Here is a 19326-nt window from a genome sequence, read left to right on the forward strand (position 1 = left end):
GCAAGGCGTCTGCGCTGAAAGACGCTGCTCAGGGGGCATCAGCTGGAGGGCTTGTCGCTAGCGTCCTGCCCTTGCTGGCCGAGATGCTGCCGGGCGGGTGACGGGGCGTCACCCTTGGCAATCTGCTCGGCCGCCTGCTGGCGTTGTTGGGCAAATTGGTCGCTGCGCTCCCTGAGGCGGTCGGCGCCGCCTTCGGCAAAGGCCGAGGTGGCCGAGATCGTTGCCAGCAGGGCGAGTGCGCACGCTAAGGATTTCATCACTGGAGTCTCCATCGATTGACCTGAGGGTCGGCCGCCTGGCGGCCGGGTTGAGGCAAGGATGGCGTGCGCGGATTTTCCCGGGATTAACAAACCGTTCAGTTGGCCAACAGTTGCTCGTGCACCCAGCCCTGGGCCGTAAGGACCATGGATCGGGTTTCCTCCAGCGGCTTGGCGGCGCTGGCGAGCGCCTGGCCAAGCCCGGCGATATCGGCCTGGACCGCCGCGTCGCCGGCCCACCCCGGCAGTTCGGTGATCTGGTAGCTGTAGGTCACCTGGGACTGCTGGCGCCCATTGTGTTCGACAGGAGGGCTGAAGCCCTTGATGGTGGTGACCTGTGCCTTGCCGAAGCACAGGCCGCCGGTACTGGCGCCGTTCGCCTCGCGCCGGGCATCGGCCTTGTAGTGGCGCCGGCCCTCGTCGGTGAGGTCGTAGGCGTAGTAGATATCGGTCCGCGCCGGCTGCCACAGGCGCTCCGGCACCTCGGTGCGGGCGACTTCCCGTTCGCTGACCACGCCGACCCGGGCCAGGGCGTGCAGGGCCTTGTTGGTGCCTTCCACATCGAAGTCACGGGTGCGCGTGGGGAAGGCGCTGATCACGAAACAGTGCGGGTACTGGGTGTCGAGGTAGGCCTGGGCAGCCTGGCGCAGGTCGGCTTCGCGGGGCTGTTGGCCGTCCGAGCAGCCGACCAGGGTCGCCAGCAGGGCCAGCGGTATGATCTTCCTGTCCATCGTAGGGCTTCCTTGAGTTGCCAATTGCAGGGATGCGCGCCGGCCGGGCCGGCTGGTGCAGGATTAGAACCCGCGGGCCAGAGCCCCCGCAATCGTGGCAAGAAGACATATCCTCGATTTGGCAACGCCCGGGCAGCGCCATGTCCGGCAAAATGCCGCTGCTCATCCATACTCCTTTGATCCGCCCTGGCGCCGTCGGGGCAACCGGCAACGGACAGACCTGCAACGCAAACAGAGGAGCCGCCGATGGCCAAGGGCGAGGGCAAGAAACGCAAGGGCGATGCCACGGACAGACTCGGGCGCAAGACCTACGAGGCAGAATTGCGGCGGTTGCACGTCGAGTTGGTCAAACTGCAGCAGTGGGTGGTGGAGAAGGGCCTGAAGGTGTGCATCGTCTTCGAGGGCCGCGACGGCGCTGGCAAGGGCGGCACCATCAAGGCCATCACCGAGCGGGTGAGCCCGCGGGTGTTTCGCGTGGTGGCGCTGCCGGCCCCCACCGAGCGCGAGAAGACCCAGATGTACGCCCAGCGCTACCTGGTCCACCTACCGGCGGCGGGCGAGGTGGTGATCTTCGATCGCAGCTGGTACAACCGCGCCGGCGTCGAGCGGGTGATGGGCTTCTGCACTGACGAGCAGGCCCACAAGTTCCTCACCGTGGTGCCGATGTTCGAGCGCATGATGGTCGAGTCGGGGATCATCCTCATCAAGTACTGGCTCGAGGTCAGCGCCGAGGAGCAGACCCGTCGCCTGCAGGACCGCATCAGCGACGGGCGCAAGCTGTGGAAGCTGTCGCCGATGGACGTCAAGTCCTACAACCGCTGGGACGACTACACCCGTGCCCGCGACGACATGTTCGCCGCCTCCGACTCGTCCTGGGCGCCCTGGTACATGGCGCGTTCGGAGGACAAGCGCAAGGCGCGGCTGAACATCATCAGCCACCTGCTGCAGCAGATCCCCTACAAGGACCTCAGCCACACGCACAAAGTGTCGTTGCCCAAGCGGGGCAAGATCGGCAAGCACAAGGCGCAGCCGTATCCGTTCAAGATGGTGGCGGAGCGGTTCTGATGCCGTGGCGGCGAATGCCAGCCTCTGTTCCGAGCACTCGGGCAAGGTGCACGTTGCGCTCCCCGGACAATCAGCCAGCAGACTGCATTCGCTCGACCAGGTCCCACAACCGCGGGTCGTCATAGTCCTCGATCACCAGCCTTGCCCCGGCTTCCAGCAAGCGCTCGGCGGGCTGGGTGGTCGCCAGCCCGACGGTGAAGATGCCGGCATCGACGGCGGCCTTGACGCCTGGCAGCGAGTCCTCGAATGCCAGTGCCTGTCCGGCTTCGGCGTCCAGGCGCTGCAGGCCGGTGAGGTAGGGCAGTGGGTCGGGTTTGGGGCGCGCCAGTTCATCCGCCACCAGCACGTGCTTGAAACGCGTGGCCAGGTCCATGGCACCGAGCATGTGCTCGGCGTTCAGGCGGGGCGCGTTGGTCACCACGCACATGCCGATGCCATGCCGCGTGGCGTGGTCCAGCAGGCGCAGCAGGCCGGGCATCGGCGCCAGGGTCGGTGACAGTTCGCGGAACAGCGCTTCCTTGCGTTCGGCCAGGGCCTGGCGGCTGGCGGCATCGGCCTGGGGGAATAATTCGGCGAACAACAGGCCGTTGGAGCGACCGCTGACCTGGGTGTTGAACTGCTCCTGCGTCAGCTCGCGGCCGTCATGGTCGAACAGCAGCTTGCGGAAGGCTTGCAGGTGCAAGGTGTCGGTGTCGGTGAGGGTCCCATCGAGGTCGAACAGCAGGGCGGTCAGCATCGGGCATCCTGAGGGTGGAGAAACCATTCAGCATCATAAGGGATCAGGGGTGGGAAATGCACTTGGCTGGGGGGCAGGGGGGATTTCAAGGTGCTCGGCGGGGGAGTTTCAGCGCCTATCAGATCGAAAGCCGCCCGCGCGGCGCATCGCGACGCAAGGCCGCTGCTACATGTGTTTCGGGCCAGTCAATCCTGTGCCATTACCTTGTCCGCCTTGGTGCATGGCTTGAGAGCGGTGGGGCAGCAAAGGTGCTGGCACGTTAGTATGAGCGGCCAGACATTCCCAGCACGGAGCACCCCACGTCATGCCTTTCATCACCACCCGGAAAATCCTCTTTGGCGACTGCGATCCCGCGGGGATCGTCTATACGCCGCGCATCTCCTATTTCGTCATCGAGGCGATCCACGAGTTTCTCTCCCACTGCCTCGGCGGCGAAGGCCTGCGCAGGTTGTTCGCCATGGGCGTGATGCCGCCGGCGCGGGCCCTGTCCATTGAATTCCTGGCGCCCATGACCTGGGATGACCTGATCAGCGTGCAGGTCAGCAGTGGCGTGCCCGGTACCACATCGTTCAGCTTTGCCGTCGAGGCACGCGGTGCCAGCGGCGAGGTTTGCTTTCGCGCCAGCATGACCCAGGTGTGCGTCTGCCCTGAGAGCAAGCAGCCGGTTGCAGTGCCCGAGGCATTGCGCCAGGCATTGAGCGAGCACATGGACTAGGGGGACATCGTGACGAATAGTTTTCCAATAAATGAACAAACGTTTCAGCATCAATCGGATATAAAGTCCGAACGTGACCGGTTATTCAGTTGGCGTTTTTCGACTAATTAAGGTGTTGGCCACTGGTTGCTCTTGGAGAAAGCTGTTAGTTTCGCCCCGCTGTGAAGCAAACAAGCAGGCCTGCAATGCGCCGCTTGCCGCCAGTCGACGCATCAACGGCTGGTTTGACAGGGAACGATAATAAAAAATCCTAGGGAGGGATAACCGGATGAATCTGTACATCCGCCTGTTGCTGGCTGTCCTGCGCGGTTTTTTCAAGCCGCCCATGGCCCTGACCGATACGCTGCACCGCACGCTGCGGGTCTGGCCGAACGATATCGATATCAACAAGCACATGAACAATGGTCGTTACATGACCATCGCCGACTTGTTCATGCTGGAACTTTGCCTGCGCGCGAAAATCCTCATTCCGGCCTTCAAGTTGGGCTGGAAACCGATGCTCGGTGGAAACTTGGTTGTCTACAAGAAGCAACTTTCCATGTTCGAAAAGTATACCGCCGAATTCAGCATCTGCTGCCTCGACGAAAACTGGACCTACTTCCAGTACAGCTTCTTCAACATGGCTGGCGAAGTGGTCGTGACCGGCTACTCCAAAGGTGCCTGGGTCGGCCGCAAGGGCCTGGTCGCCAACGCGGTGATTGCCGAGAAGCTCAAGGTCCAGCCCACCACCGCACCCATGCCCGAAGCCGTGAAGAAATGGCTGGAGGCTGAAGCGCACGTTCTCGGCAAGGCCTGATCGAGGCCGCGCCGCGGCCCTCTTGCCAACCACCTGATACCTGCAACGCCTGTCCATTGCTCCACCGTCCCCGGCCTCTGGCCCGGGCGTGCGCGGCAGGCTTTGCCGTGCCCGGCGTTCGCGCCGCACCTCGATCCATGAATGAGTAGGGAAACACCTCATGTCGAACACCTTGCTGTTGATGCTGGCCTTTTTCGCCGCCTTCCTGCTGGTCGCCGAGCTGTTCAGGCGCTACCGCCTGGTGGGCCTGACCTTCTTCGTCCTGTCGCTGCCGGCGCTGCTGGTGCCCAACGCCAACCTGTTCATGCGCATCAAGACCATCAGCGTGCTGCTGCCCATGTGCTTCCTGGCCTATGCCCGCTACAAGCCAAGGATCGAAGGCTTCATCTACAAGCTCATCTACGTGGTGATCGTGCTGAACATCATCGAGGCCTCGGTGATCGACTGGCAGACCGGCAACATCCTCAACATCGTCGCCGCCGTGGGGCTGATCGTCTGCCTGCCGTACTCGCGCAAGCATTGGGAAATTTCCGGGCGCCACAGTGATTTCGTGGTGCGCGTCCCGGCCTACTGGCCCTACCTCTACACCACCTGGAACCTGTGCTTCCTGTACTCGGCGCGGATTACCACCTTCGGCTACGCCCTGCCGCTGTTGCTGGCGCCGGTGGCGTACGCCTTGCTCCTGCGCCGCACGGACCTGTACTTCCAGGCCCGTGCCTACACCTTCGGCTTCTACCTGTTCGTGCGCACGCTCGCCGGCGATACGCCGTTGATGAACCTGCCGGCCTTCGACCTGACGAACTGGTACAGCCCCGACGCGGCGCTCGCCTGGAGCGTCGTCAACGTGATTTTCACAGGCGCCTGCCTGTACAGCTACGGCGCAAGCCGCAACAAGAACAAAGCGATCGAACAAGGAGTTTGAAGCATGCTGGAAGTCATCCTGCTGGCGTTTTTCATCACCGTCAGCCCCGTGATCATCCTGATGAGCAAGACCCGCGCCGAGCCGTTGAAGCATGTGTACGTGGGCCTGTACTACGTGAAGTTCGTGCCGCTGCTGCTGGCGCTGTACGCGGTCAATCTCGGCACCAGCTTCCTGGCCTGGAAGTGGGTCCAGTTGAAGTGGCTGCTGCCTCGCTACTTCGGCTACCGCCACTACAACCGCGATTCCATCTCGATGGAAAGCACGCCGATCCCGGGCACTGACTACCACATGGGCTACATCCCGAAAAAGCTGCCTGCCGAACTGGTCTACCGCTGGAGAAAGGACAAGGTCTACCACAACTACATCCAGTCGATCATCAAGGCCAACCGCGACTACTACAAGGTGCCGCTGGGCCAGTTCCCGCAGCCGACGGCCATCTCGGACGAGGACCTGCGGGTATTCCTGATGTCCTCGCAGATCACCCACTACCTGCAGACGGTCGATGGCGTGTCGACCTTCGACATGCGTGACTTCACCCGGGAAATCCGCCTGTCCAGCTCGGTGTTCGACGTGGCCAGCATCGCCATCGCCGAGGACTTCGCTGTCGACAGCATGCGCATCACCCTGCGCGACGGCTTCAGCGTCGGCCCGGGCGAGCCGCACTGGGACCTGGCCAAGGTGTACTTCATGTCCAACACCATGGTGTTCTTCATCCTCGGCGCGCACCTGCACCACCACCTGTTCTTCGCCGAAATGGGCGCGGCGTTCCTGTTCAACCTGGTGCCCAGGGAGTCGAACTTCCACAAGCTGATGGACCCGCACACCGCCTACATCCTGATGCTCAACCACCAGTTCAAGGAGTCGCCGCTGTCGCTGCGCGAAACCACCGGCATCGCCGACAAGTTCCTCTACAGCTGCATCGGCTACTACTCGGCGCAGACCTTCTACAAGGTCGGCTATGAAAACGCCCTGAACATGTACAACAAGCGCGAGACCGAGGACCAGGCGCTGACCCAGAAGTTCGAGATCAGGTTCGCCATCCCGTTCGACCAGTACCTCAATGGCCAGCACGCGCTCAACGCCCAGTACCGCGACTACTACGCGGCGGTGCTGAAGTTCGTCTCGGCCAGCTATGACGACCTGCTGCGCGACGGCTCCGAGCCCTACATCAACAACTGGGTCGCCGAGCTGTGCCGCTACGTCAACCTGCCGTGCCAGCCCGGCGACAAGGCCTTCAATATCGAGGTGATCGCCACCTATATCTGGTACGTGTCGTTCGTCCACTCCCTGGAGCACTACCAGTTCCACAAGTACAAGATGAACTACTGCCTGCTGACCCGGGTGCCGTTCTCGGTCGCCAGGCACCTGCCGCAGGACCAGGTGTTCAGCCAGTACGACATCTGGAAGTCCAAGCACATCGTGCACACCTTCGGCAAGAACCACCTCAATGCCGGCGTGTCGGAAAGCTATGCCGACCTGGACTACAAGTTCCGCGACCTGGCGCTGATCGACCGGCAGGAGCAGTTGAAGAAAGAGGTGCTCGGCCTGCTGGACAAACACCAGACCCCGAACGAGGCGATCGCCTTGTCCATTCGCTACTGAGGCAGGGCAGGGATGGCCGGCGACGAAGGGGACTGTTCAGTGTTTTGAAAAAAGAGTACAAATGTACTCCATGGACACTTTATCCCCCAAACGCCGCGCCATCCTCGCGTTCATCCGCGAGCGCATCACCGATCAAGGCCAGCCACCGTCGCTGGCCGACATCGCCGAGCGCTTCGGTTTCGCCTCGCGCAGCGTGGCGCGCAAGCACATCACCGCCCTGAGCCAGGCCGGGTTCATCGACGTCACGCCCAACCAGGCGCGTGGCATCCGCCTGGCCGAGCCCCTGCGCCGACCCGAGATCCTCGAGGTGCCGGTACTTGGCCAGGTCGCCGCCGGTGCGCCGATCGGCCCCGACCTCGACATCCACGAGCAGTTGCTGCTCGACCCCAGCCTGTTCCGGCGTACCCCCGACTACCTGCTCAAGGTGCGCGGCGATTCGATGATCGATGACGGCATCTTCGACGGCGACCTGGTCGGCATCCGCCAGCAGGGCGAGGCCCGTGACGGGCAGATCGTGGTCGCCCGGCTCGACGGCGAGGTGACCATCAAGCGCCTGCAGCGCACCCGCGACGGCTATCGCCTGCTGCCGCGCAACCCGGCCTATGCCCCCATCGACGTGACTCCCGGGCACGAGTTCTTCATCGAAGGCGTGTTCTGCGGCCTGCTGAGGCGTGACTGATGGGCGCCGTGGTCGAACTCGACCGACTGCTCGACCAGCGCCAGGTATGGCGTGGGCGGCAGGCCCAGGCGCGTCCGCAGGGCCTGCAACCCACCGGGCATGCCAGCCTCGACCATCGACTGCCGGAAGGCGGTTGGCCGGCGGCGGCGTTGAGCGAGCTGCTGCTGGCCAGCCCCGGCTGCGGTGAGCTGCAACTGCTCTGGCCGACACTCGCCCGGTTGACCGGGGAGGGGCAGCGGGTGGTGCTGGTGGCGCCGCCATTCATTCCCTACGCGCCGGCCTGGCAGGCCGCCGGGGTGGACCTGCGCTGGCTGGTGCAGGTCGATGCCGAGGCGGCCGATGCCTTGTGGGCGGCCGAGCAATGCCTGCGCTCGGGCAGTTGCGCCGCCGTGCTGTGTTGGCCAGGGTACGCCGACGATCGTGCCTTGCGCCGCCTGCAGGTGGCCGCGGAGACAGGCGACGCGCTGGCGTTTGCCTGTCGTCCGCACCAGGCCGCGCTGAACCCATCACCCGCCGCCCTGCGCATCGCTCTCGACCTGCGTCCGGCACAGTGGCGCGTGCTCAAGTGCCGGGGCGGCCTGGCGCCGGCCACGCCCATCGCCTGCCCGGGGCGGGAGTGATGCGCCATGCTCTGGGCCTGCATTTTGTTGCCACAGCTGGCGCTGGACACCGCCCTGCGCGAACGCGACGACCCCGAGGCGCCGTTGGTGCTGCTGGGCGGACCGCCCCAGCGCCGGGTGCTGCGGGCGGTCAACCCGGCGGCCAGTGAGCTTGGGCTGCGCGCCGGGCAGACGCTGACCGCCGCCCGCGCCCTGGCCGACGGTTTCACCTGTGTCGAGGTCGAGCCGGCACGCATCGAGCAGTTGCAGCAGTTGCTGGCAGCCTGGGCCTACCGCTTCAGCGCCCAGGTCAGCCTGCACTATCCCCGTGCATTGCTGTTGGAGGTGGGCTCGAGCCTGCAATTGTTCGGCCCCTGGCCATTGTTCGAGGCCCGCCTGCGCGAGGAACTGGCGGCATTGGGGTTGCGCCAGCGGATCGTCGTGGCCAGCAATCCGGTGGCGGCGAGGATGCTCGCCAATGGCCATGATGGCCTGGCGCTGACCTGCCCGCAGGCCACCCGCGCCGCCTTGCTCGAGATGCCCGTCGAGCGTGTCGGCCTGCCCGCCGAGGCGGCCGAAGCCTTCGCCCGCATGGGCCTGCACCGGCTCGGGCAGGTGCTGGCATTGCCGCGTGATGCCTTGGCCAGGCGTTTCAGTGTCCAGGTGCAGTTGCACCTGGACCAGCTGCTCGGCCTGCGCAACCTCGGGCTGGACTTCTACCAGCCGCCCGATCGTTTCGAGGCGCGGCTGGAGCTGAATTTCGATGTCGAGTCGCATCAGGCGCTGCTGTTCCCCTTGCGTCGCCTCATCAGCGACCTGGCGGCCTTCCTCGCCGGGCGCGACTGCGGCGTGCAGCGTTTCGAGCTGTACCTGGAGCACGCCGAAGGCGCTGACACCGTGCTCAAGGTCGGCCTGCTGGCCGCCGAGCGTGATGCCTCGCTGCTGTTCGAGCTGGCCCGTGGTCGCCTGGAGCCGCTGCGTATTCCGGCGCCGGTACGCAACCTGCGCCTGCTGGCCGCCGACCTGCCGCCATTCGTGCCCCAACGCCAGGCGCTGTTCGACCCGCGTGCACAGCAGGCCCAGCCCTGGGAGCAGCTGCGCGAACGGCTGCGTGCGCGGCTTGGCGACGAGTCGGTCAAGGGCCTGCGCGCCGAAGCCGACCATCGCCCCGAGTGCGCCTGGCAAGGCGTGGAGCAGGGCACCCAGGGCCAACGGGTGATGGCCCCTGGTCGTCGTCCCGGTTGGCTGCTGCCCACACCCCAGCTCTTGAGCGAGACCGGCCTGCAACTGCTGGGGCAGGCCGAGCGCATCGAGTCCGGCTGGTGGGACGGTGGCGACGTGCGCCGTGACTACTACCGTATCGAGACCCGCGACGGCCTGCGCGGTTGGGCCTTCCGTGACCTGGCGAGCCCCGGACCGCTGTGGTTGCAGGGCTGGTTCGCATGAACAGCCCGGATTATGCAGAGCTGCACTGCCTGTCGAATTTCAGCTTCCAGCGCGGCGCCTCCAGTGCCGACGAACTGTTCCGCCGCGCCCGCGAGCAGGGCTACCAAGCCCTGGCGATCACCGACGAATGCACGCTGGCGGGGATTGTCCGGGCCTGGCAGGCAGCGAAGCAGCATCAGCTGAAGCTGATCGTCGGCAGCGAGGTGCGGGTGCACCAGGGGCCGAAGCTGGTCCTGCTGGTGGAGGACCTTACCGGCTACCAGAACCTCTGCGCGCTGATCACCCGCGCCCGGCGGCGTTCGGAGAAGGGCAGCTACCAGTTGCTCGCCGAGGACCTCGAGGCCCATCACCAGGGCCTGCTGGCGCTGTGGGTGGCCGAGCCCGACGATGGCGCCGGGACCTGGTTGCGGCCGCTGTTCGGCGAGCGCCTGTGGCTGGCGGTGCTCCTGCACCGCGGTGCCGATGACTGCCAGCGCATGGCGCAGCTGCGCGCTCTAGGGGCACGACTGGATATCCCGCTGGTGGCCTGCGGCGATGTGCACATGCATGTGCGCGGGCGGCGGGCGCTGCAGGACTGCATGACGGCCATCCGCGAACATTGCGCGGTCGCCGAGGCGGGGCGCTTCCTGTTCGCCAATGGTGAGCGCCATCTGCGCTCGCTCGACCAGTTGCGCGAGCTGTACCCCGACGATCTGCTCGCGCAGACCACCCAGGTTGCCGGGCGCTGCACCTTCGACCTGTCGCAGCTGAAGTACCAGTACCCGCGGGAGCTGGTGCCCGAAGGGCAGACCCCGGCCAGCTGGTTGCGCGAACTGTGCCGGCGCGGCCTGCCCGAGCGCTGGCCCCAGGGGCCGAGCGACAAGGTGCGCACGGTGCTGGAGCGGGAGCTGGCACTGATCGAGGAACTGGGCTACGAGAGTTACTTCCTGACCGTCCACGACATCGTCGCCTTCGCCCGCCGCCAGCGCATCCTCTGCCAGGGGCGCGGTTCGGCGGCCAACTCGGTGGTGTGTTTCGTCCTCGGCATCACCGAGCTCGACCCCATGGAGCATCGCCTGCTGTTCGAGCGCTTCCTCTCCCGCGAGCGCAACGAGCCGCCGGACATCGACGTGGACTTCGAGCATGACCGCCGCGAAGAAGTGATCCAGTACGTGTTCCGCCGCTATGGCCGGCACCGTGCGGCACTCACCGCCGTGGTCAGCAGCTACCACGCCGCCGGCGCGGTGCGCGACGTGGCCCGGGTGCTCGGCCTGCCGTCCGACCAGGTGGACGCCCTGGCCAAGTGCTGCGGGCGCTGGAGCGATCGCATCCCCGATGCCGGGCGCCTGGCCGAGGCCGGCTTTGATGCGCACAGCCCCTCGCTGCGGCGCATCCTGGTGCTGGCGGGGGAACTGATCGGCTTTCCCCGGCACCTGTCGCAGCATCCCGGCGGTTTCGTCATCTGCGAGCAGCCGCTGGACCGGCTGGTGCCGGTGGAGAATGCGGCGATGGCCGAGCGCACGGTGATCCAGTGGGACAAGGACGACCTGGACATGGTCGGCCTGCTCAAGGTCGATGTGCTGGCGCTGGGCATGCTCAGCGCGTTGCGCCGCTGCTTCGACCTGATCGCCCGGCACCGGGGACGCGAGTACACGCTGGCGACCCTGCCCAAGGAGGACCCGGCCACCTACGCCATGATCGGCCGCGCCGAGACCATGGGCGTGTTCCAGATCGAGTCGCGGGCACAGATGGCCATGCTGCCCCGGCTCAAGCCGGTGAAGTTCTACGACCTGGTGATCGAGGTGGCCATCGTCCGTCCCGGGCCGATCCAGGGCGACATGGTCCACCCGTACCTGCGCCGCCGGCTCAAGCAGGAGCCGGTCACCTATCCATCGGAAAAACTCCAGGCCGTCTTCGAACGCACCCTGGGCGTGCCTTTGTTCCAGGAGCAGGTGATGGAGCTGGCCATGGTCGCCGCCGACTACAGCCCGGGCGAGGCCGACCAGCTGCGCCGCAGCATGGCCGCCTGGAAGCGCCATGGCGGCCTGGAGCCGCACCGCGAACGGCTGGTCGCGGGCATGCTGCGCAATGGCTACGAACTAGCGTTTGCCGAGCGCATCTTCGAGCAGATCAAGGGTTTCGGCAGCTACGGCTTCCCTGAGTCCCACGCCGCCAGTTTCGCCCTGCTGTGCTACGCCAGCAGCTGGCTCAAGTGCCATGAGCCGGCGATCTTCACCTGCGCGCTGGTCAACAGCTGGCCGATGGGCTTCTACAGCCCCGACCAGCTACTGCAGGAGGCCCGCCGCCAAGGGATCGACGTGCGTCCGGTGGATGTGTTCCATAGCGACTGGGACTGCACCCTGGAAGCCGTGGACGAGGGCGCGCTGGCCATCCGCCTGGGGCTGCGCCAGATTCGTGGCTTTTGCGAAGATGATGCCCGCCGCCTGGCACAGGCGCGGGCACAACGTCCGTGGCGCGATGTCGAGGACCTGTGCCTGCGTGCCGGGCTCGACGCTCGGGCCCGTGCGCGCCTGGCGGATGCCGGGGCCTTGCGCGGGCTGGCCGGTGACCGTCACCAGGCGCGCTGGCAGGTGGCGGCGGTGCAGGCGCAGTTGCCGCTGTTTGCCGAGGTCGACTCCGTGCCCGAGCAGGCGGTGATGTTGCCGCTGCCGAGTGTCGCCGAGGACCTGGCCGCCGACTACGACACCCTGGGCACCACCCTGGGGCCGCATCCCTTGACCCTGCTGCGCTCACGCTTGCGGGCACTGGGTTGCCGCAGCTCGACGGAACTGGCGGGGGTCGAGCATGGCGACACGATCGCCGTGGCCGGCATCGTGGTCGGCCGGCAGCGCCCGCAGACCGCCAGTGGCGTGACCTTCGTCACCCTCGAGGATGAGCACGGGATGGTCAACGTGGTGGTCTGGCGCGAGCTGGCCGAGCGCCAGCGGCGGGCGCTGGTAGGCTCGAAATTGCTCAAGGTGAGCGGGCGCCTGGAGCAGGAGAGCGGGGTGCGGCACCTGATCGCCCGACGACTGGAGGACATCAGCCCCTTGTTGCAGGGGCTGGATGTGCGCAGTCGAGATTTTCACTAACAGGCAATGCTGGACCTCAGCGTAGCTCGACCTGCGCGCACAGCCCCCCTTCGGCACGGTTGCGCAGGGTCAGGCTGCCGCCCATGGCCTGGGTCAGTTGCTGGGCGATCGCCAGCCCCAGTCCGGTACCGCCGGTGCTGCGGTTGCGCGAACCCTCGACCCGGTAGAACGGCTTGAGCACGTCGTCGAGTTCCGCCTCGGGGATGCCCGGGCCATCGTCGAGCACGCGGATCAGGGTCACCCCGTTCTCGCAGCCCACCTCCAGCTGCGCGGCGCCTGAGAACTTGAGGGCATTGTCCACCAGGTTCACCAGCACCCGGCGCAAGGCATGGGGGCGGGTTTGCAGGGTCGCCTGGGCGCTGCCGCGGCGGTCCACCCGGGCGCCGCTGTCCTGGTAGTCGAATACCAGGCTGTCGAGGAAGGCGTCGAGGTTGACCCGGCACGGCGCCTCGGTGCCGCTGTCCATGCTGCGGGCATAGGCCACGCCTTCGCGCACCAAGTGCTCCATGGCGTCCAGGTCGTGCGCCAGCTTGTCCTTCTCCTGGCCGTCGTCCATCTGCTCGACCCGCAGCTTCATGCGCGTGATCGGCGTCTGCAGGTCGTGGGAGATGGCGGCGAGCAGTTGCATGCGCTCCTTGAGGTAGGCGCCGATGCGCGCCTGCAGTGCGTTGAAGGCCACGGCGGCGTAGCGCACTTCGCGTGGGCCGCTCTCGTCGAGCTGCGGACCGGGGCTGTTCGGGTCGAGGTTGTCCACCGCCTGGACCAGACGGGTCAGCGGGCCGATGGCCAGGCGCACGGCCAGCCAGGTGCAGGCCAGCAGCACCGCCAGCTGGATCAGCAGCACCACCGGCAGCCAGGTGGCCACCGGCACCGGGGCAGGGGTGACGTCGATGGTCAGCGGTGCGCCGTCGGCCAGGCGCAGGTGAGCCTGGAAGTGCGCGTTAGGGCCGGGGATTTCCTGGAAGGTCAGGGCGTAGCGGTCACCGATGGCCTTGACGATGGATTCGGCGGCCATGGGCGGGTCGGCGCTGGGCATGGCTTCGCCGGGCAGGCCGCCGTCCAGCCGGTAGCGGTAGGTGCGCCGCTCCAGGCGTGACAGCCAGGCCGGGCGCTCGGCGGCGGGCAGGCGGTCGAGGATGGCCACCGAGGTCGAGACATCCAGCTCCAGGTTGCTGAGCATCATCGAGCGGCTGCTGACGTAACGTTCGTAGGCCTGCAGGCTGAACGACAGGCCGTAGGCCAGCACCAGCCCGGTGAAGAAGATCAGGGCCAGGCGCGAAGCCAGGGTGCGCGGCCATTTCATGCCGGCGACTCCAGCAATTGCACCGGTAGCGAGAACACGTAGCCTTCGCTGCGCACGGTCTTGATGCAGGTCGGCTCACGGGCGTCGTCGCCCAGGCGCTGGCGCAGGCGGCTGACCAGCAGGTCGATGGAGCGGTCGAAGATATCCGCCTCGCGGCCCTGGGTGAGGTTGAGCAGCTGTTCGCGACTGAGCACCCGCTGCGGATGGTCGAGGAACACCCGCAGCAGGCGGTACTCGGCACCCGACAGCGCCACCAGGGTGCCTTCGTTGTCGAGCAGGTGGCGGGCGGTGGTGTCCAGCCGCCATGGGCCGAAGGCGATCAGCCGGCTGCTTTCGCTGATGGTCAGGTTCGGTGGCAGCATGCGCGTACGGCGCAGCACGGCGTTGATCCGCGCCAGCAGCTCGCGGGCGGAGAACGGCTTGGTCAGGTAGTCGTCGGCGCCCATCTCCAGGCCGATGATGCGGTCGGTCTCGTCGTTGCGCGCGGTGAGCATCAGCACCGGCGTGTTGCGGTGCTTGCCGGCGCGCAGTTCGCGGCACAGCAGCAGGCCGTCGTCGCCGGGCATCATGATGTCGAGGACGATCAGGTCGACGGCGTTGTTTTCCAGGAAGGCGCGCATCTGCCGGCCATCGGCGACGATGCTGGTGCGCAGGCCGTTCTTCTTCAGGTAATTGCCGACCAGTTCGCGGATCTCGCGGTCGTCGTCGACGATCAGGATGTGATCGGCGTGTTCCATCGGGGTGTCCTTGTACGTGGGGAATGGGCGCAGTGTACCGAGTGGATCCGGGCTTGCCTGCCCGGGTTTGTATTGCAGTGTATCTGCTGGCGACATAGATACAGGAAGAAGCACGGCGGCCCCTGGCCGGACACATGTGCGATACCTGGCAGGCGTGAAATGGCTCTCGGCCGGGGAGGGAAGCCTTCCCACACAAGACCTCGCATCAGGAGACACGCCATGACTATCAAGACCCTCGCCAGCGCCGCCCTGTTTGCCGTCCTCGGCCTTGGCGCGCTGACGGCCCAGGCCAGCAGCAGCTCGCTGAACGACGCCAGCGTGATGCAATACCGCTACGGCGACCGGCTGGATGTGAAGAAAGTGCTGTCGGTGAAGGATGCGCCAGGCACCACCTGCGGGCCGGTGAAGACCCGCATGGACTATCTCGACTCCCAGGGCAAGCCGCAGAGCGTCGAGTACCGCTCCTACGCCACCAGTGGCTGCCATGACAACTGAGGCGCGCGGCAAGCGCCGCCTGCTCAAGGCCGGCGGCGTGGCCCTGGCCCTGCTCGGGCTGGGCCTGGCCGGCCACCTGCTGGCCAGGGACAGTTACGGCCCCATGCCGTCGCTGGCGGGGGCCGAGCAGTGGCTCAACTCGCCGCCGCTGGATGGCACCGCGCTCAAGGGCAAGGTGGTGCTGGTGGACTTCTGGACCTACGACTGCATCAACTGCCGGCGTAGCCTGCCCCATGTCAACGACTGGGCGCGGCGATACGGCGAGCAGGGGCTGGTGGTGGTCGGGGTGCATACGCCGGAGTATGACTACGAGCACGACCTGGGCAATGTCCGGGCCCAGGTGCAGCAACTGGGCATCGCCTACCCGGTGGCGGTGGACAATGGCTACCGGATCTGGAACGCCTGGGGCAACCAGTTCTGGCCGGCGCATTACTTTGTCGATCGCAAGGGGCAGGTGCGTCATGTGCACTTTGGTGAGGGGGATTATGCGGGGCAGGAGCGGGTGATTCAGGCGTTGTTGAATGAGCCGGGTTGATTCGTTGTCCGCTCTGGCCCTATCGCGGGGCAACATCATTCCCCGAGCCGCTGCTCCCGCGACGGCGGATAGCCGAAGTACGCCGCATAGCACTTGCTGAAGTGCGAAACCGAGACGAACCCGCAGGCCACCGCCACCTCCATCACCGACAGGTCCGAATACTGCAGCAATCGTCGGCTCTTGGTGATGCGCAGCTCCATGTAGTAACGCCGGGGCGAGGTGCCCAGCTGGGCCTGGAACAGGCGGTCGATCTGCCGCCGCGAACGCCCGGAGTAGGTGGCCAGTTGGTCGAGGCTCAGGGTCTCCTCGAGGTTGTTCTCCATCAGCTCGACGATGGTGCGCAGGTGCAGGCTCATGGACTTCTTCGCCCCCGGCCCGACCTGGCGATAGCGCGCCCCGGAGAACGACAGGATCTCCTCGACGCCTTCGGCCAAGGCATCGCCGTACAGCCGCCGGACCAGCCCGAGCATCAGCTCCATGGCGCCGTTGGGGCTGGCGGCGCTCAGGCGGTCGCGGTCGAGGGTGAAACTGGCCGGGGTGATGCGCGTCTGCGGGCTGATCTCGGCCAGGCTGGCGCGCTGCTCTGGGTGCACGCTGCAACCATAATCGTCGAGCACCCCGGCGCGGCCGAGGAACCAGGCGCCGTTCCACAGCCCGCCGAGGGTCATGCCGTGGCTGGCGCAATCGCCCAGCAAGCGGTCGAGGTCGGGGTATTTCAAGGGTGTGCGCAGGCCGCCGCAGATCACCAGCAGGTCGAGGTCCTGCAGGCTGCGCGGCGCCAGCGGACTGGCCACCAGTTCCAGGCCCAGGTCGCTGAGCACGCGGTCGCCCGCCAGGGACAGCGGGGTGGAGGTGAAGCTGTCGGCACGCAGCAGGTTGGCGGTGACCAGCACGTCCATCGCCACGGTGAAGCTGGCCATGGAGAAGTGCTCGAGCAGGACGAAGTCGACGCGGTAGGGACGCTGGTTGCCGGCCTCGCCGGACTTGAGCCGCAGCATGTTGCTGGTGCTGGTCTTCTTGCTGAACTGACGTGGCGTGGGCACTGCGGACTCCGCTTCCTGGCTGGCGCGCACGAGTGTGCGGCGGGACGCGGGGAAAGACAACAGGGGCGCTTGCTGGCGCTGAAAGCACGGCGCCCCCTCGAGAGGGGGCGCCGGTCATGCAACGCGGGGTTTAGAAGTCGCCGCGCAGGGTGAACATGTAGCTACGCGGGGTACCGTAGGTGGTGCCGCGGGTCCAGTAGCCCATGGAGTCGAAGTACTTGCGGTCGAACAGGTTCTCGACGTCCACGCCGACGGTCCAGTGCTCGTCGAGCTTGTAGGCGGCGCGGGCGTCGAAGATTGCACGGCCGCTGTTGTACGCCTCGTTGTAGGCATCGACGTAGGAGTTCTGCGCCGAGACGCCACCACCGACGCTCAGGCGGTTCCATTCGCCAGGGAAGGTGTAGTTGGTGTTCACGCGTACCATGTGTTTCGGGGTCTGCGCCGAGATCGGGCCGCCCTCGGACGAGCTCGTGGTGTTGTAGGTGTAGCCGGCCGCGACCTGCAGGCCCGGCAGCAGTTCACCGGTAGCCTCGGCTTCGAAGCCCTTGCTGCGGTTGATGCCGTCGCCGTTGGTCCAGCAGCGGCCGGCCGGGTCGGTCGGGCACTTGCCGCGGTTGGCCGTATCCTGCAGGGCTACGTCTTCCTGCTCGATGTAGAAGACGGCGAAGGACACGTTCAGGCGCTTGTCGAACAGCTCACCCTTGATACCGGTCTCGTAGTTCGAGCCAACGGATGGGTCGAGCACGCTGCCGCTGACGGTGCGGTAGTTGGACTGCGGCAGGAAGATGTCGGCGTAGCTGGCATACCAGGACCACTGGTCGTTCAGGTCGTAGATCGCGCCGACGAAGGGCGTGAACTCGTGTTCCTGCCGGCTGGTGATCACCTTCGGGCCGTTCCAGGCTTCGTTCTTGTACCAGCTCAGGCGACCACCGAGGACGAAGCTCAGGTCTTCGGTCGCGTGCAGGCGGGCGCTCAGGTAGGTGCCGTAGCGGGTGTCGATGGTGTCGTCCATCGACTTCCAGCCGTTACGCTGCAGCTCGGGGATATTGCTGTGATTGGGATCAAACACATTGAGCGGGATAGGGCTGGGTAGCGCGATGGTGTTGTCCTTGTCGTTCATCTTGCGCTTGGACCAGTTGGCGCCGAGGGTCAACTGGTGGGTCAGGCCGAAGGCCTCGAAGGTGCCGTCCAGGTGGCCGTCGACGGCATTGGAGGTGACATCGAACTTGTGATAGCTGACGGTGTTGACCGTCGGACCACCGGGAGCATTGTACTCCAGGGTTTCCCGCGCGCCCCACTCGATGGCGCTACGGTTGTAGCCACCCTCGGAATGGGACAGCGCCAGCTTGGCGGTCCAGTTGTCGTTGAAACGGTGGGTGAGGTCGGCAAACACCTCGTCCATGTCGGTCTGCAGCTTGGTCCAGTCCTGCCCCAGGTAGGTCGAGCGCTTCAGGTGCGGGTTGCTGCCATCGGGGTTGTTGGGGATGCCCAGCACGCTGTAGCCGTCGATGCGCGAAGTCTGGCGGCGCAGGCCCAGGGCGACGGTGGTGGCATCGTTCAGGTCGGCCTCGACGATCCCGTACAGCAGTGGGCGCTTGGACTTGGTGACGTCGGTGAAGTAGCCGCGGTCCTCATAGGAGGCGACCATGCGCCCGCGCAGGGTGCCCTGGGGGTTGAGGCGGCCACTGGCATCCAGGTCCAGGCGGTAGTTGTCCCAGGAACCGGCGCGGGTGATCACGGTGAAACGCGGGTCGGCGGTCGGGCGCTTGCGCACCAGGTTTACCGCGCCGCCCGGGTTGCCGGCGCCGACCAGCAGGCCGGAGGCGCCGCGCAGCACTTCGACGCGGTCGAAGATCGCCATGTCCGGGGTCATCCAGCCGGTGTAGGCGTAGGCCTGCCCGGGCACGCCGTCGACCATGTAGCTTTCGTCGGTGAGGTCGAAGCCACGGGAGCTGAAGTGGTGGTTGCCGTAGCCGCGGTTGGCGCGGGTGATACCGGTGGTCTGGGCCATCACCTGGTCCAGCGAGACCAGGTTCTTGTCGTCCATCAGCTTGCGGGTGACCACGGTCACCGACTGCGGGGTTTCACGCAGCGATTGCGCGGTCTTGCCGATGGTCACCGCACCGGTGGTGTAGGAGTTGCTGCCCTCGGTGGTGGCGCCGAGCACCTGGCCGTTGATGGTGGTGGCGTCCAGGGTCATGGCCGAACCGGACTCCGCCGCGCCGCTGATGATCAGGGTGTTGTCCTGCACGCTGTAGCGAATCCCGCTGTTCCTGAGCAGCTCCCCAGCTGCCTGGGTTGGCGAGAAGCGGCCCTTGACCGGGCTGCTGCGCAGGCCCTGGACGGTTTCCGGGCTGAACAGCACCTGCAGGTTGCCCTGGCGACCCAGCTCTTGCAGGGCGCTGGCCAGCGACTGGGCCGGGATGTCGAAGTCCTGCTCCTGGGCCTGCACCTGGGCGGCCAGCGGCAGGGACAGGGCGAGGCCGAGGGTGGCCATGGCCGGCGAGGAGCGCAGCATCCGGCGCAGCATCAGCGCTTTGCTCAAGGGGGTCAGGGTGTTGGCTGGTATTGGCATTTTTATGCTCTGGCTCAAG

General features: G+C 66.2%; 18 protein-coding genes. 11 read left to right on the top strand and 7 right to left on the bottom strand.

Features of this window, described 5'->3' with window-relative positions; all coding sequences use genetic code 11:
• Window positions 1–38 precede the first annotated feature (38 nt).
• Together HU751_RS05750 and HU751_RS05755 are read right to left on the bottom strand one after the other, a co-directional pair.
• Window positions 39–257 (bottom strand): hypothetical protein, encoded by a 219-nt coding sequence (locus tag HU751_RS05750; RefSeq protein ID WP_186733289.1) that lies wholly within the window; start codon window positions 255–257, stop codon window positions 39–41.
• 98 nt (window positions 258–355) lie between these two features.
• A complete protein-coding gene (locus tag HU751_RS05755) occupies window positions 356–988 on the bottom strand; it encodes an SEN1982 family lipoprotein (RefSeq protein WP_186733288.1) in 633 nt (210 codons plus the stop codon).
• Between the two features lie 246 nt (window positions 989–1234).
• On the opposite strand from HU751_RS05755, the gene ppk2 reads away from it, so the two are divergent.
• The gene (ppk2, locus tag HU751_RS05760; protein ID WP_186733287.1) at window positions 1235–2053 is read left to right on the top strand and encodes a polyphosphate kinase 2; all 819 of its coding nucleotides are present in this window, start codon (window positions 1235–1237) and stop codon (window positions 2051–2053) included.
• A 70-nt stretch (window positions 2054–2123) separates the two neighbouring features.
• Here ppk2 and HU751_RS05765 read toward each other — a convergent pair whose 3' ends face one another.
• Window positions 2124–2789 carry an HAD family hydrolase gene (locus tag HU751_RS05765; RefSeq protein WP_186733286.1) on the bottom strand — a complete coding sequence of 222 codons (666 nt, stop codon included), beginning with the start codon at window positions 2787–2789 and terminating at the stop codon, window positions 2124–2126.
• Between the two features lie 304 nt (window positions 2790–3093).
• Here HU751_RS05765 and HU751_RS05770 point away from each other — a divergent pair, with 304 nt between their 5' ends.
• The 8 genes from HU751_RS05770 (at window position 3094) to HU751_RS05805 (ending at window position 12619) form a co-directional block, all read left to right on the top strand.
• Window positions 3094–3504 (top strand): acyl-CoA thioesterase, encoded by a 411-nt coding sequence (locus HU751_RS05770; RefSeq protein WP_186733285.1) that lies wholly within the window; start codon window positions 3094–3096, stop codon window positions 3502–3504.
• A gap of 268 nt (window positions 3505–3772) precedes the next feature.
• Window positions 3773–4300 (top strand): thioesterase family protein, encoded by a 528-nt coding sequence (locus tag HU751_RS05775; RefSeq protein ID WP_186733284.1) that lies wholly within the window; start codon window positions 3773–3775, stop codon window positions 4298–4300.
• Between the two features lie 160 nt (window positions 4301–4460).
• Window positions 4461–5222, top strand: coding sequence for a hypothetical protein (locus HU751_RS05780; RefSeq protein WP_186733283.1), 762 nt, complete (start codon window positions 4461–4463; stop codon window positions 5220–5222).
• Between the two features lie 3 nt (window positions 5223–5225).
• Window positions 5226–6824, top strand: a complete 1599-nt coding sequence (locus HU751_RS05785; protein WP_186733282.1) for a hypothetical protein — start codon at window positions 5226–5228, stop codon at window positions 6822–6824.
• Between the two features lie 70 nt (window positions 6825–6894).
• On the top strand, window positions 6895–7503 hold the full coding sequence (lexA, locus tag HU751_RS05790) for a transcriptional repressor LexA (protein ID WP_496197677.1): 609 nt from the start codon (window positions 6895–6897) through the stop codon (window positions 7501–7503).
• Entirely contained in the window at window positions 7503–8123 is a 621-nt protein-coding gene (gene imuA / locus HU751_RS05795) for a translesion DNA synthesis-associated protein ImuA (protein ID WP_186733280.1), read from the top strand. The genes lexA and imuA overlap by 1 nt, the downstream gene beginning before the upstream one ends.
• Window positions 8124–8129: 6 nt before the next feature.
• Window positions 8130–9548: a Y-family DNA polymerase gene (locus HU751_RS05800; RefSeq protein WP_186733279.1), complete on the top strand. Its 1419-nt coding sequence runs from the start codon at window positions 8130–8132 to the stop codon at window positions 9546–9548.
• Window positions 9545–12619 (top strand): error-prone DNA polymerase, encoded by a 3075-nt coding sequence (locus HU751_RS05805; protein WP_186733278.1) that lies wholly within the window; start codon window positions 9545–9547, stop codon window positions 12617–12619. The genes HU751_RS05800 and HU751_RS05805 overlap by 4 nt, the downstream gene beginning before the upstream one ends.
• A 16-nt stretch (window positions 12620–12635) precedes the next feature.
• Here HU751_RS05805 and HU751_RS05810 read toward each other — a convergent pair whose 3' ends face one another.
• A complete protein-coding gene (locus tag HU751_RS05810) occupies window positions 12636–13922 on the bottom strand; it encodes a sensor histidine kinase (protein WP_186733277.1) in 1287 nt (428 codons plus the stop codon).
• Window positions 13919–14659: a response regulator gene (locus HU751_RS05815; protein ID WP_050705623.1), complete on the bottom strand. Its 741-nt coding sequence runs from the start codon at window positions 14657–14659 to the stop codon at window positions 13919–13921. Before HU751_RS05815 ends, HU751_RS05810 begins: the two co-directional genes overlap by 4 nt.
• Window positions 14660–14878: 219 nt before the next feature.
• Here HU751_RS05815 and HU751_RS05820 point away from each other — a divergent pair, with 219 nt between their 5' ends.
• Both HU751_RS05820 and HU751_RS05825 read left to right on the top strand, forming a co-directional pair.
• On the top strand, window positions 14879–15154 hold the full coding sequence (locus HU751_RS05820; protein ID WP_186733276.1) for a DUF2790 domain-containing protein: 276 nt from the start codon (window positions 14879–14881) through the stop codon (window positions 15152–15154).
• Window positions 15144–15689: a thioredoxin family protein gene (locus tag HU751_RS05825; RefSeq protein ID WP_186714448.1), complete on the top strand. Its 546-nt coding sequence runs from the start codon at window positions 15144–15146 to the stop codon at window positions 15687–15689. Before HU751_RS05820 ends, HU751_RS05825 begins: the two co-directional genes overlap by 11 nt.
• 35 nt (window positions 15690–15724) lie before the next feature.
• Here HU751_RS05825 and HU751_RS05830 read toward each other — a convergent pair whose 3' ends face one another.
• Together HU751_RS05830 and HU751_RS05835 are read right to left on the bottom strand one after the other, a co-directional pair.
• The gene (locus HU751_RS05830; RefSeq protein ID WP_186733275.1) at window positions 15725–16732 is read right to left on the bottom strand and encodes a GlxA family transcriptional regulator; all 1008 of its coding nucleotides are present in this window, start codon (window positions 16730–16732) and stop codon (window positions 15725–15727) included.
• Between the two features lie 130 nt (window positions 16733–16862).
• Window positions 16863–19307, bottom strand: a complete 2445-nt coding sequence (locus HU751_RS05835) for a TonB-dependent siderophore receptor (RefSeq protein WP_186733274.1) — start codon at window positions 19305–19307, stop codon at window positions 16863–16865.
• Window positions 19308–19326: the final 19 nt, after the last annotated feature.

This window comes from Pseudomonas peradeniyensis, assembly GCF_014268935.2.
GTDB lineage: Bacteria > Pseudomonadota > Gammaproteobacteria > Pseudomonadales > Pseudomonadaceae > Aquipseudomonas > Aquipseudomonas peradeniyensis.